15 protein-coding genes are annotated in these 14,075 nt (G+C 33.5%); 14 read left to right on the top strand and 1 reads right to left on the bottom strand.

Going from position 1 to position 14,075, the window contains the following annotated elements:
- Positions 1-4: 4 nt before the first annotated feature.
- The 4 genes from prmA (at position 5) to thiI (ending at position 4,319) form a co-directional block, all read left to right on the top strand.
- Positions 5-949, top strand: coding sequence for a 50S ribosomal protein L11 methyltransferase (gene prmA / locus C1Y58_RS24540; protein WP_105619794.1), 945 nt, complete (start codon positions 5-7; stop codon positions 947-949).
- Positions 950-953: 4 nt separating this feature from the next.
- A complete protein-coding gene (locus C1Y58_RS24535; RefSeq protein WP_105619792.1) occupies positions 954-1,691 on the top strand; it encodes a 16S rRNA (uracil(1498)-N(3))-methyltransferase in 738 nt (245 codons plus the stop codon).
- 191 nt (positions 1,692-1,882) lie between these two features.
- Entirely contained in the window at positions 1,883-3,049 is a 1,167-nt protein-coding gene (locus tag C1Y58_RS24530; protein ID WP_105619790.1) for a cysteine desulfurase family protein, read from the top strand.
- Positions 3,050-3,146: 97 nt separating this feature from the next.
- A complete protein-coding gene (gene thiI / locus C1Y58_RS24525; protein ID WP_105619789.1) occupies positions 3,147-4,319 on the top strand; it encodes a tRNA uracil 4-sulfurtransferase ThiI in 1,173 nt (390 codons plus the stop codon).
- Between the two features lie 90 nt (positions 4,320-4,409).
- Here the strand turns inward: thiI and C1Y58_RS24520 are convergent, their stop codons facing one another.
- Positions 4,410-4,643 (bottom strand): HPr family phosphocarrier protein, encoded by a 234-nt coding sequence (locus tag C1Y58_RS24520; RefSeq protein ID WP_105619787.1) that lies wholly within the window; start codon positions 4,641-4,643, stop codon positions 4,410-4,412.
- 365 nt (positions 4,644-5,008) lie between these two features.
- Here C1Y58_RS24520 and mtaB point away from each other — a divergent pair, with 365 nt between their 5' ends.
- The 10 genes from mtaB to sigK all read left to right on the top strand — a co-directional run.
- Positions 5,009-6,313: a tRNA (N(6)-L-threonylcarbamoyladenosine(37)-C(2))-methylthiotransferase MtaB gene (mtaB, locus tag C1Y58_RS24515; RefSeq protein WP_105619785.1), complete on the top strand. Its 1,305-nt coding sequence runs from the start codon at positions 5,009-5,011 to the stop codon at positions 6,311-6,313.
- 4 nt (positions 6,314-6,317) lie between these two features.
- A complete protein-coding gene (locus tag C1Y58_RS24510; RefSeq protein ID WP_105619783.1) occupies positions 6,318-6,578 on the top strand; it encodes an IreB family regulatory phosphoprotein in 261 nt (86 codons plus the stop codon).
- Positions 6,579-6,587: 9 nt separating this feature from the next.
- Positions 6,588-7,004, top strand: a complete 417-nt coding sequence (ruvX, locus tag C1Y58_RS24505) for a Holliday junction resolvase RuvX (RefSeq protein ID WP_105619781.1) — start codon at positions 6,588-6,590, stop codon at positions 7,002-7,004.
- A gap of 12 nt (positions 7,005-7,016) precedes the next feature.
- Complete coding sequence (locus C1Y58_RS24500; protein WP_105619779.1) at positions 7,017-7,301, top strand: DUF1292 domain-containing protein; 285 nt, start codon at positions 7,017-7,019, stop codon at positions 7,299-7,301.
- 359 nt (positions 7,302-7,660) lie between these two features.
- Positions 7,661-8,101, top strand: a complete 441-nt coding sequence (locus tag C1Y58_RS24495; RefSeq protein WP_105619777.1) for a Fur family transcriptional regulator — start codon at positions 7,661-7,663, stop codon at positions 8,099-8,101.
- Between the two features lie 85 nt (positions 8,102-8,186).
- Positions 8,187-9,845 (top strand): ribonuclease J, encoded by a 1,659-nt coding sequence (locus tag C1Y58_RS24490; RefSeq protein WP_105619775.1) that lies wholly within the window; start codon positions 8,187-8,189, stop codon positions 9,843-9,845.
- A 244-nt stretch (positions 9,846-10,089) separates the two neighbouring features.
- A complete protein-coding gene (gene mltG / locus C1Y58_RS24485; protein ID WP_105619773.1) occupies positions 10,090-11,154 on the top strand; it encodes an endolytic transglycosylase MltG in 1,065 nt (354 codons plus the stop codon).
- Positions 11,155-11,234: 80 nt separating this feature from the next.
- Positions 11,235-11,888, top strand: a complete 654-nt coding sequence (locus C1Y58_RS24480; protein ID WP_242985467.1) for an O-methyltransferase — start codon at positions 11,235-11,237, stop codon at positions 11,886-11,888.
- A gap of 150 nt (positions 11,889-12,038) precedes the next feature.
- Positions 12,039-13,292, top strand: a complete 1,254-nt coding sequence (locus C1Y58_RS24475; protein WP_105619771.1) for a peptidase U32 family protein — start codon at positions 12,039-12,041, stop codon at positions 13,290-13,292.
- Between the two features lie 153 nt (positions 13,293-13,445).
- On the top strand, positions 13,446-14,075 hold a 630-nt coding region (sigK, locus tag C1Y58_RS24470), incomplete at its 3' end, for an RNA polymerase sporulation sigma factor SigK (RefSeq protein ID WP_242985466.1).

Below are 14,075 nucleotides of genomic sequence, written 5' to 3'. Positions count from 1 at the left end.
ACTAATGAATTGGAACCAAATCAGAATCACAACTGTAACAGAAGCTGTGGAAGCCATCAACTATGAATTAATGGAGCTAGGGATTAAAGGAGTAGAGATTATTGATCCAAAAGATATTCTCTTTTCTGATAAAGATCAATCTGCTTGGGATTATGTAGATGATAGCCTTGTACAAAGTGATAATCCTGAAGAAGTTATTATTAAATGCTATATTTCAGAGGAAGAAGACATGGATAACTACCTATCAGAAATCTCAAAGCGACTTGAGTCAGTGTCTGCATATTTACCGATAGGAAAAGGAACGATTGAAGTAAAAGGCGTTAAAGAAGAGCAATGGGCCAATAATTGGAAGAAGTATTACAAACCTTTTAGACTTGGTAAGCACATTGTCATTAAGCCAACATGGGAGACCTTTGATGAGTTGAAGGAGAATGATATTCTTATTGAGATTGATCCAGGAATGGCCTTTGGTACAGGAACCCATGAAACAACATCTATGTGTGTGGAACTTATTGAGAATTATAAAAAAGAAACGGATCGATTATTAGATATTGGTTGTGGAAGTGGAATTCTAGGTATATGTGCAGCTAAACTAGGCGTAAAGGATGTGGTTGGTGTAGACATCGACCCTAATGCTGTTCGAGTTGCGAAGGATAATGTTATGCATAATAATGTTTCTACTTATGTATCAATTAGCGAAGGCAATTTACTTGATGTCATTGAAGGTGAAGCAGATATCATTGTTGCAAACATTATAGCTGATGTTATAATTGGTGTAGCTGATGTCATTCCACAGTTTCTTAAGACGAATGGAACATTTATAGCTTCAGGAATTATATTAGATAGAATGGCTGATGTAAAAGAAGCTTTAGCTAAAGTTGGCTTAATACCTGTAGAAGAGAAAACAAAGGGTGAATGGGCTGCTTTAGTCTATACAAAGAAAGTGTGATATTATGGCGCGTTTTTTCATAAATCCTGATCAAGTAAGTCAGGGGAGTATTGAAATTATCGGTGATGATGTTAATCATATAAAAAATGTTCTACGAATATCTGTAGGAGACGATTTAACATTATGCGATGGTACTGGAAAAGATTATGAAGGTACAATAGACATAATCAGTAATACATCCATTAAAATTGCAGTTCGACAGATCATAGATTCTGTTAATGAACCTCAGTTAAAAGTAACCTTATATCAAGGATTGCCTAAAAAGGATAAGATGGAATTAATTATTCAAAAAGCTGTGGAACTAGGAGTACATGAGATTGTCCCTGTGATGATGGAGCGTGTCATCGTTCAATTAAAAGATAAAAAGAAGGAACAAAAGAAAGTAGATCGGTGGAACAAAATAAGTGAAGCTGCTGCTAAACAAAGCCGCCGTGGTATTATTCCAGTAATAAAATCACCAGTTAGTTATCAAGAGGCTATTAAGTTGAGTCAAGCAAATCAGCTTAATTTAATGGCTTATGAGAATGAAAAAAACAGTTTGAAGAGTGTACTAGAGGCACATAGAGATGTTCGACATATTGGCATATTGATTGGGCCGGAAGGCGGTCTGACTGAGGTCGAAGTAAAAGAAGCTATAGAGCAAGGTTTTCGTTCTATCTCTTTGGGCAAAAGAATTTTACGTACTGAGACTGCTGGGCTAGCATTAACATCTGTCATCATGTACGCTTTTGATGAAATGTAGAATCTGTAATAGTTATTGGGATGATTGATTGTAATTTATATAGATAGGTAGGAGTTTCCTACCTTTTCTTGTGGTATAGGAAAGTATTGCGTTTTGCTCGTAAGGAACCATACTTTCCTATCTCCAGTTTAATTGTGGCGTTAGCCACTTTTGTACTAGTTAGAAAAGAAAATGTGGTATGAGGTGATACAATGTCAGAGATATATTTTGATAACGGTGCTACAACAAAACCTTCGGATGGTGTCATTAAAGCTATGGTGAGAACTTTAACTGAAGATTATGGAAATCCATCTTCGTTACATCATAAAGGCATGAAAGCGGAAGACTATATAAAAGAAGCTGCAGAGAATATAAGTAAAGCTTTAGGTGTCGAACATAGTACTATCTATTTTACCTCTGGTGGAACAGAATCCAATAATCTAGCCATTAAAGGGGTAGCTGAAGCCTATAAGCGTCGTGGTAAGCACATTATTGCAACAAAAATGGAGCATAAGTCTGTTGCTAGTCCTATAACTTATCTTAGAGAAAATTATGATTATGAAATCACTTATTTAAGCATCAATGAGACAGGTCAGATTAATATAGAAGAGTTAAGAGACGCCATTAGAGAGGATACAGTGCTAGTTACTATCATGCATGTAAATAATGAAATTGGAGCTATTCAGAACCTAAATGAAATTGGATTATGTATAAAGGAAAAAAATGCTAATACTTTATTTCATGTAGATGCCATTCAAAGCTTTGGCAAGTTGAAGATTAACCCAAAGAAATCTATGATTGACTTACTTAGTTTAAGTGGTCATAAGTTTCACGGACCCAAGGGTGCTGGTGCGCTCTACATGGATAAAAAGGTACGTTTAGTATCCTTATTTCATGGTGGTGGACATCAAAGGGGGATGCGTTCGGGTACTGAGAATGTTTCAGGTATTGCTGGATTAGGGCAAGCTACAGTTGAAGCAATGAATCAGATTCAGGAAAATATGGAGCACATGAAGGCTATTAAGACTTATTTCTATGATCAATTGATAGATCAAATTGAAGGAGCTCATTTAAATGGCCCCTCAGTTAAGGATGGTGCGCCTCACATACTAAGTATTCGTTTTGATGATGTTAGAGGAGAAGTTCTTTTACATTCTCTAGAGAGTGACAATATTTATGTTTCAACTGGTTCAGCATGTTCATCTAATCGTCCTGAAGAAAAAAGTCCTACTTTAGCTGGTATTGGTTTAGGAAGAAAAGAGATTGATGAAACTATTCGTTTTAGTTTTTCAAAATTTAATACTAAGGAAGAAGCTGATAAAGTTATTGTCACTTTAAAAGCACTCATTCCAAGACTTAGAATGTTTACTCGAAAATAAGGGACAGATAGAGCAATAGAAAGATACTAAGGTAAATATATTGAACTTCTTTGTGAAAAATATAATGTAGTTCAATATACATAGGAGGAAGAATTAAATGAATCAAGCTTTCTTAATTAAGTACGGTGAGATAGCCATTAAAGGAAAAAATAGAGGCCAATTCGAAAACGCATTAGTTGATTGCATACGTTATGCTTTAAAGGATATTGGTGAATTCGATGTTAAAAAAGAACAAGGTCGCTTGTTTGTAGAAGCAAAAGATGAAGTTGATACAGAGGTAGTACTAGAAACATTAGGACGGGTCTTTGGAATCGTTGGTATTTGTCCGGTTACAGTACTTGATACAAACGATTTTGAAGCCATTAAAGATGCAGCATTAACCTATATGAAAGAAAATTATGGGGATAAGAACGTTACTTTTAAGGTTGAAGTGAGACGAGCTGATAAGAGATATCCTATGAATTCCATGGAGATTGCTAGGGAAGTTGGTGCAGATCTCTTAAAGAATATGAACAACTTAAAGGTAGATGTGCATCAGCCTGAAGTTAGATTAAGGATAGAGCTTCGTAATAAGACCTATTTATTCTCTAAAATCATACCAGGACTAGGTGGTATGCCTGTAGGATCTAATGGGAAAGCTATGTTGATGTTATCTGGCGGTATCGATAGCCCTGTAGCAGGATGGATGATTGCCAAAAGAGGTGTTTCATTAGAGGCAGTTTATTATCATAGTCACCCTTATACTACTGACCGTGCTAAGCAAAAAGTAATTGACTTAGGAAAAATTGTAGCTAAGTATACAGGGGGGATGACGCTGCATATCGTTCCATTTACGGACATTCAATTAGATATCTATGATAAATGTCCTCACGATCAATTAACGATCATAATGAGACGAATAATGATGGATATCGCTGAACGTATAGCCAAAAAGCGTGGAGCAATTGGACTGATTACAGGCGAAAGCATTGGTCAGGTTGCAAGTCAAACGATCCAAAGTTTAACATGTACCAATGCAGCTGTGAAGGATTTGCCTGTATTTAGACCACTTATTGGTTTTGACAAACAAGATATTGTAGATATATCTGAAAAAATAGGAACATATGAAACATCGATCTTACCTTATGAGGATTGTTGTACCATTTTTGTAGCCAAGCATCCAGTAACAAAACCTAAATTACATGTCATTGAGCGCTCTGAACGTAAACTTGAGAACATGGAAGAAATGATTATAAAAGCTATTGAGGATACCGAGGTTATTCGCTTATAAAAGAAGCATTAGAATAAGAACAAGGTTGTGAAATAAGTAAAGCACATGACTTAAAAAGTCATGTGCCCATTTTCTTAAATCTTAGATCGATTAATCTACAACATATGCTTTGATATCTCTAATAACAGCATCTGCTTCCTCGTTATCATGAATATCTAAGCGAATTGGTTTACTTAAATCTAAGCTAAAAATACCCATAATGGATTTAGCATCGATTACATATCTTCCAGAAACTAAATCGAAATCAGTATCGTATTTGCTGATAATGTTTACAAAGGATTTAACTTTATCAATTGAGTTTAAAGTAATTTCCACAGATTTCATTGTCATTCTCCTTTCGTGAGGCAATTCAATAAGAATTCCTAAGCTAGTATTCCTGCTATAATATAGTTTAAGCATATTGCTGGCTAATGTCAATAAATAAAATTACTAAAATATTGAAATTTAATAATTTGGTGTTTAACAAAAATTATAAATCAGCATAAATATTAATTAGAGCTTATTGTATTTAAACAAGAGTTCGTCTATAATAGACTTATATGTACTTTTTGTTACTAAATCATTTATAGACCTAAAGTTTAAAGAAAGTAAAATTTGTATAAACTTTAGGCATATGATAAAAGATCAGAAATAATAATTGAGAATCCTTTACTGAAGAATAAAAACTTGATAAGAGGTGGCATAAAAAAATGAAAAGTGTAGCTTTTCATACTTTAGGCTGTAAAGTTAACCAATATGAGACAGAAGCTTTAAAAGAGTTATTTATAGATCATGAGTATGAGATAAAAGAATTTAATGAAAAAGCTGATATATATGTTATAAATACTTGTACCGTAACGAATGTGGCTGCAAAAAAGTCACGTCAAATTATTTCTAGAGCAAAAAAGAAGAATGAAAATGCACTTGTCATTGTTGTAGGATGTTATGTGCAGAATGAACCAGATCAAGTAGCTGGATTAGAAGGAGTTAATTTAATCATTGGTACAGACGAGCGTAATCAGATTATAGAAATGATTAATGATTTCCAAAGGGAAAATGAACTTATAAAAAATGTAAAAGATATTAAACGGGTTAAGACTTACGAGGAACTAAAGGTACATCACAATTATGGTAAAACCCGTTCATATATTAAGATTCAAGACGGTTGTAATCAATTTTGTTCCTACTGCATTATACCATTTACTCGTGGACCAATTAGAAGCAGACAGCCTGATGCCATTGTAGAGGAAATTAAACAATTGGTCGCTAATGGTTATAAGGAAGTTGTATTAACAGGAATTCACTTAGCGAGTTATGGGAAAGATTTGAAAAACATCAACTTATTCGATATAATTAAATTAGTAAATGATATCGATGGTCTGGAACGGATACGATTAGGATCTCTTGAACCTACAATGATAACTGAAGAATTTGTTAAAGGTATTAAAGCGTTGGATAAGTTATGTCCTCATTATCATCTTTCTCTTCAGAGTGGATGTAATAAAACGCTAGAAGAAATGAATAGGAAATATTCCAATGAACAATATTACAATGGGGTAGAAATATTAAGAAAACACTTGGGTAATATTGCATTGACAACGGATATTATAGTAGGGTTCCCTGGTGAGAGTGAAGAGGATTTTTTAGAATCTTATAATTTTGTTCAACGGGTAGAGTTTAGTGAGATTCATGTCTTTAAATACTCACCTCGAGAAGGTACTAAAGCCGCTGCTAGAAATGATCAAATTAATGGTAATGTAAAAGAGGAACGTAGTAGTAAAATGATTTTCCTTGGAAAATCAATGTCAAAAGCCTATTTGCAAAGTTTCCTAGGTACATCAAAAGATGTACTTATTGAACAAGTTGAAGAAGAAGGGCTTTATATGGGGTATACTGATAATTATATGCGAGTAAAATTGCAGTCCAAAGAGGACGATATAAAAAATAAAATTATCAATATTACTCTAAAGGCAATAAAACAAGATGGAAATGGATATTATTTATTAGGAGAGTGATGTTATGGATAAATACAATACACAGTATTTTAAGGTTGCAAATGAGGAAGAACGCGAAGTTTCTCAGATCATAAGTGACGTTTACAGTGCTCTTGTTGAAAAAGGGTATAATCCTGTTAACCAAATAGTTGGTTACATTTTATCTGGAGATCCAACTTATATAACAAGTCATAATAATGCTCGTACAATGATTAGTAAACTTGAAAGAGATGAGATTTTAGAAGAACTTGTTAGAAACTTTGTTGAGAGTAATAGCTTAAAATAAGGAGAACCTATGAGAATCTTAGGATTAGACTTTGGAGACAAAACAGTTGGTGTAGCAGTAAGTGATATGATGGGTTGGACGGCTCAAGGGGTTGAGACTATTCATAGAAAAGAACCTGAAAACCTAAAGGCTTCCATTAAGAGAGTAATTGAAATTGTAGATGAATATAAAGTGGAAAAAATTGTATTAGGATTACCTAAAAATATGAATAATACATTAGGTCCAAGGGCTGAAAAAACCCAAAACTTCAAAAAAAGATTAGAAAAAGAGTTAGATATTCAAATCATTCTTTGGGATGAACGATTGAGTACAATGGCAGCTAGAAGGAGTCTTTTAGAAGCTGACATTAGTAGAAAAAAGCAAAAAAAAGTTATTGATAAAATGGCTGCAGTATATATTTTACAAGGTTATTTAGATTCAATTTAAAGAGGTGTTCAAATGGACGAACGTATTATACAGTTTAAACTTGAAGAAACAAATGAAACAGTGGATTTTGAAGTATATGATCAAATTGAATATGGTGGACATAAGTATTTACTCGTTATTGAAGCTGGATTAGAAGATGATGAAGAGGCAGAAGGCGTTATATTAAGACAGATCGGTGAAGAAGATGATGATCTGATTTACGATCTTATTGATGATGAACAAGAATACATGATGGTGTTGGAGTTATTTAGAGAAAACGCAGATGAGTATGATTTAGATTATTTGAAGGAAGACTAATTAAGAGCGTTGTAAATACAACGTCTCTATAATTTAATGCTCTTTTTATGGATTTTGCGAATTTTACAACACCGATAACATTGACAAATCAATTCGACTTTAATATAATAGAAAAAGCTAAATGGATAATAAGTATTTTCTAATAGAGAAGTAAAATTAGGATTTCTGAAAATATATTGAATCTTATAATACACTAGGTAATGTCATGGTTTCTATAAATTGCTATTAGAACTAGTTAGTTACCGCATGAATTAAAATAGTATATTACCAGAATTAGTATTCAGGCTAATTTATTCATATAGATTACAATTCAAGTTAAAACCCGATGAAAAGTTAAAACCTGATTGGGGGAAGTCAATATGTCACTAAACGGTATAGAGTTTAAAGGATTATTAAAAGAAAAAGGATTTAAATTAACTACTCAAAGAAGAGCTGTTTTAGAGATTATGCAGGACCATAAAGGGGAACATTTAACAACAGAAGAGATTTATGAACTTGTTAAGGAAAGATGTCCAGAAATTGGTTTAGCAACTGTTTATCGTACAGTTCAGTTATTAGAGAGTCTTAAATTAGTTAGAAAATTAAACCTTGATGATGGATGTTGTCGTTATGAATTAGGATTAGAAGATGAAGATCATCATCATCACCATTTAATTTGTGAAGAGTGTGGTAAAGTTATTGAAGTTGCTGAAGATTTGTTAGATCCACTCGAAACAAAAATTGAAGATCTATTTAATTTTAAAATCACAGATCATAAACTGAAGTTTTATGGTGTATGTGAAGATTGTTTGAATCATTAAATTTGTAAATAATTGTGTTAAAACACTTTTATAAAGAACGGTTTTTCATTAAACGGACATTGACAATTTAATACGGAGGTGTAAAATGGCATACAAAAGATCTAAGCTAAAAATAATTCCAATAGGTGGATTAGACCAAATTGGAAAAAATATAACATTATTTGAATACAATCATCAAATTGTAATTCTTGATTGTGGTATAGCGTTTCCAGAAGATGAAATGCTAGGAGTAGATCTAGTAATACCCGATTTTACTTATTTAAAGAAGAATGTAGATAAAATTAAAGGAGTTGTTTTAACTCATGGTCATGAAGATCACATTGGTGCTCTTCCTTATCTATTAAAACAATTCAATGTACCAGTGTACGGAACAAAACTGACGCTAGGATTAGTTGAAAATAAACTAAAAGAACATGGTATTAAAAAACATAATCTAAATGTTATCGTTCCTGGACAGACTGTTCAGCTCGGGGCATTTAAAGCAGAGTTTATTCGTACTAATCATAGTATCGCAGATGCAGTGGCGATAGCTTTAACATCACCAGCGGGTACGATCGTTCATACTGGTGACTTTAAAGTTGATTATACACCTATTCACGGAGAAATGATAGACTTACAGAGATTTGCGGAGCTTGGAAAGAAGGGTGTACTAGCATTGCTTGCTGATAGTACAAATGCAGAGAGACCTGGGTTTACAATGTCTGAGAAGACAGTTGGTAAAGTATTTGATGATATTTTTGCAGAGTCAAAAAATCATCGTATAATGGTTGCAACTTTTGCTTCGAATGTAGATCGTGTTCAACAGATTATAAACGCTGCAAGAAAATATAAAAGAAAAGTTGCAGTTGTTGGAAGAAGTATGGTTAATGTTGTGAATACTGCAACAGAACTTGGATACTTGAAGGTTCCAGATAAAACAATGATTGATATAAGTGAGATTAGTAAATATAATGATGAAGATTTAGTCATTATTACGACCGGTAGTCAAGGTGAACCTATGGCAGCTTTATCAAGAATGGCTTCATCTGATCATCGTCAAGTAGATATTAAACCAGGGGATAAGGTTATCTTTAGTTCAACGCCTATACCAGGAAATGAGAAGACCGTGTCTCGTGTAATTAATGATCTTTTTAGAAAAGGTGCTGAAGTTATCTTTCAAGATACTCATGTATCTGGTCATGCTTGTCAAGAAGAGCTTAAACTTATCCACAGTTTAGTCAAACCTAAATACTTTATACCTGTTCACGGAGAATATAGACATTTAAGAAAACATGCTGAGCTTGCTAAGAACCTTGGAATGAATCCAAGAAATATATTTATCATGTCAACTGGAAATGTCTTAGAGTTAGATAATCGTAGTGGGCGGATAGTTGGAAATGTCTCAGCTGACCAAGTACTAGTAGATGGTTTAGGTGTTGGCGATGTAGGTAATATTGTATTACGCGATCGTAAACATTTATCTCAAGATGGCCTCTTAGTTGTAGTTGTAACATTACAACGTCGAACAGGTCAAGTATTAGCTGGTCCGGACATCATTTCTAGAGGTTTTGTTTATGTAAGAGAATCCGGTAACTTAATGGAAGATGCAAGAAAAGTAGTACAGGATGCATTAATTCAATGCGAAGAGAAAAATATGGTGGAGTGGGCTGCCATCAAGAGTGTTGTCAAGGATACGCTGAAAGAATTCTTATGGCAACAAACGAAGAGAAGTCCAATGATTTTACCAATAATAATGGAAGTTTAATGTTTGTTAATGAAGACCGTGCAAGACTCGAGTACACTCGGGTCTTTTTCTTTGTTTACCCCTTGCAGTATTGTACAAAAAAATGTATACTTATATAAGTTGCAGTACTAACTGTTTAGAAGTTTGTCATAATCGAGTGAATATAGTACTCTAAGTAAGAAAAGCATGGTAGTTTAATTTAAAAACTAAAAGAATAGATTCATTATATAGTGTTTTTATAGCAGTAGAATACAGAGGTGACTTTATGGTTAATAAAACTTTAAAAAGTTTAATAAAATTTGTAAGTAAAATTGTTTTAACTGGAGCAATTGTTTTAGTCGTATTGTTCGTTGCACAGACAGCTTTTAATTTTGGGTTTAATCTAACAGACCAGGAAGATAATTCAGATAAAGAGCCTAAGGATGTACTTGTTAAAATTCCGGCAGGTGCTACAACGTCTGACATAGCTGATATACTAGAAATTGAAGGTATTATTGATAACTCATTTATGTTTACTCTAAGTGCAAAACTTGATGGTTTTGATGGTCAGTTCAAATATGGTAGTTATATCATTAATACAACAATGAATGAAGAAGATATAATGACCATGCTTGCTACAGAAGGTGCCCAAGCAGAGCAGTTTAAGATTACTATACCTGAAGGTTATTCAGTATATCAAATTGCTGATATGCTTGAAGAGAAAGAAATATGTACTGCTGAAGAGTTTTTAGCTGAAGCAGATTCTCTAGATTATGATTATAAATTTATTGAGTATATACCAGTAGATCGCGAAGAGGGAATAGCATTAGAAGGTTATTTATTTCCAGAGACCTACTTTGTCGCATTAGATGCAACAGCAAAAGATATTGTCAACACAATGTTAGCTCAGTTTGATAAAGTTTTTATTGATGATTATTATGCTAAAGTAGAGGAATCGGGATACAGTTTAGATGAGATCGTTACGATAGCTTCGGTCATTGAGAAAGAAGCTAAACTAGATAGTGAAAGAGCCCTCATGTCCAGTGTAATATATAATCGTGAAGAAATAGATATGCCACTTGGCATGTGTTCAACAGTACTCTATGCTCAAGGGAGAATTGGTGAAGCAGTAACGCAATTGACCATCGAAGAGACAAAGTTTGATTCACCATATAATACCTATATCAATGCTGGGTTGCCTTTTGGACCTATCGCTAATCCAGGAAGTTCTTCAATTGAAGCAGCATTGTTCCCAGATGATACAGATTACTATTACTTCGTATTAATTGATGAAGCAACCGGTGAACATCATTTTTCTAAGACTTATGAAGAACACCTTGCAAATCAGTAAACACAAAATGAGCAAACAGAGACTATGTAGATAGTCTCTTTGTTTTGAAAAGAAGAGTTATCATTAAGGAGATTTTAATATTGAATAGTAATATTACACATGACTATATAAGAGAATTTTTATGGGAAATGGAACCGAAAGATGAAGGATTGATTAGAGAATTAGAAGTTGAAGCTGAGGAAACAGACGTTCCGATTATTCCATTGGAAGTAAAATCCTTTTTAACAACAGTTTTAGAAATCAAACGTCCCAAGCGAATTTTAGAAATTGGTACTGCAATCGGATACTCAGCCATAGTGATGAGTCAATATTTAGCTGATAGTGGAAAGATTGATACGATTGAACGTAACCCAAAGATGCTAGTACGGGCAGAAGAAAATATAAAAAAGGCAGGACGCGAGCAATGTATTCGTATTCATGAAGGTTCTGCTGAAGATATTCTACCACAACTTGAAGGGCCTTATGATTTCATTTTTATTGATGCAGCTAAAGGACAATATCATCTCTTCTTTGAATACAGTAAGAAGTTAATTGCAGAACAAGGCATAATTATGGCAGATAACGTTCTTCATAAAGGTATGGTTGCGAAAAATCGATACAGTATACCAAGACGCCAAAGAACGATTCATAAGAGGATGCGAAATTTTTTATGGGATATGCTATATGATGAGGACTATAAATCAAGTTTATTACCAATAGGTGATGGCGTCGCAATCTGTTACAAGAAAAGTTAATGACACGTTTCAAGTGTGTGCAGGAAAGTATGGTTCCTTGCTTGATCATTTCGTGTAACGATATGTATCAAAGATAATGAGGTTCGATGCCTTATTACTTTTATAAGCAAAACGTAGTACTTTCCTATACTATAAAAGGAGATAATGATCATGAAAAATAGAATTGAACTATTAGCGCCAGCTGGTAGTCTAGAAGCACTTAAAGTAGCAGTAGCTTATGGAGCTGATGCAGTTTATTGTGGTGGTATGCGTTTTGGACTACGTGCTAAAGCAAGAAATTTTACTGAAGAACAATTGATTGAAGGAATTGAATATGCTCATAAGTATGGAAAACGTGTGTTTATTACTGTGAATATGATTCCACATAATGAAGATTTAATAGGGTTAGAAGAATACCTACTTAAGCTTGAAGAAGTAGGGGCAGATGCTATTATAGTAGCAGACCCAGGCGTATTTGCTACTGCAAAAGCTGTTGTACCTAAAATGGAGATTCACTTAAGCACACAGGCTAATAATACCAATTATAAAACTTTTAATTTTTGGCATGAACAAGGTGTTAAACGTGTAGTAGCAGCAAGAGAACTTTCTTTTGATGAGATTAAAGAAATCAGTGAAAAAACACCAGATACATTAGATATCGAAGCATTTGTTCATGGGGCTATGTGTATTTCTTATTCAGGAAGATGCCTATTAAGTAATGTTATGACGGCTAAAGATGCTAACAAAGGTGCATGTACACATCCATGCCGTTGGCGTTACCATCTTGTTGAAGAGAAAAGACCTGGTGAGTACTTCCCCATTATTGAAGATGACCATGGTACTTATATCTATAATTCGAAGGATTTATGTATGATTATGTACATTCCAGAGCTTATTGATTCTGGTATCTATAGCTTTAAAATTGAAGGACGAATGAAAACACCTTTTTATGTGGCTACAGTAACACGAACTTATCGTGAAGCTATAGATGATTATTTAAAGGATCCAAGCTTATATGAAAGTAAGAAGGATTACTATATGTCAGAACTTCAGAAATGCAGTTATAGGGATTATACAACGGGGTTCTTTCATAGGAAGCCTGGTCATGAAGAGCAAATCTATGATCGTAATACCTATATTCGAAATTATAATTTTACTGCAATGGTCTTAGATTATGATAAAGAAACGAAGATGGCAACTATTCAGCAACGAAATAAGTTTTCTGTTGGTGATACCATCGAGATAATGCCTAAAAAAGGTTCTATTATTACCATGAAAGTAGATAATTTATGGGATGAAGAGGGGAATGAAGTTGAAAGTGCACCTCATCCGAAACAAATTCTTCGACTGAAAATTGAAGAAGAAGTAGAAGTCTTGGATATCATTCGTTGTATCAACAAAGATAATAACGCAACCATTCACTAACTATAATACTTAAGGGATTCAGTATATTTGAATCCCTTTTTTCATGTCCTTCTTTCTTAAAGAAATAGTACAAAGTCAATTTTGAAGGAAAAGCACTTTTTTATCAAAGTAATCATAAGATTATATATGAGCTATTTTGGGGGTGCTTTATTTTTGTGGCTTTATATTATTCAATATATTTTTGCAATATTTTATATTTCAGGGAATCAGGTATTTCCTAAACCTTTATCTGCTGATGAAGAACGTCACTATCTAGAACGTTATAAAGATGGAGATGAAGAAGCAAAGAATATTCTAATTGAAAGAAATCTAAGACTTGTTGCACATATCGTAAAAAAATACAATAATGTTAATAAAGATATGGATGATTTAATATCAATTGGAACGATTGGTCTCATTAAAGCCATCTCTACCTATAATGTAGATAAAGGGACGAGACTAGCTACTTATGCAGCTAGATGTATTGAAAATGAACTTTTAATGATGCTAAGAAGCGACAAGAAACAAAAAAACGAAGTCTCTTTACAAGAACCAATAGGTATTGATAAAGAAGGAAATGCCATTACTTTAAATGATATTCTGAAATATGATAATGAATCTGTATTAGATCAAGTGGATATAAAGATGAAAATAAGACAGCTTTACGAAAAGATGAAAGAGGTATTGAAAGCAAGGGAGCAAATGGTTTTAGAAATGCGCTATGGTTTAAAAAATGGTGTAGAGAAAACCCAACGTGAAGTAGCACAAGAATTAGGTATATCAAGATCCTACGTTTCTAGAATC

It is taken from the genome of Vallitalea okinawensis (assembly GCF_002964605.1).
Taxonomy (GTDB): Bacteria; Bacillota; Clostridia; order Lachnospirales; family PQDH01; genus Vallitalea_A; species Vallitalea_A okinawensis.
The sequence above is the reverse complement of the archived record's forward strand: the minus strand, read 5'-3'. Positions and strand labels throughout refer to the sequence as shown.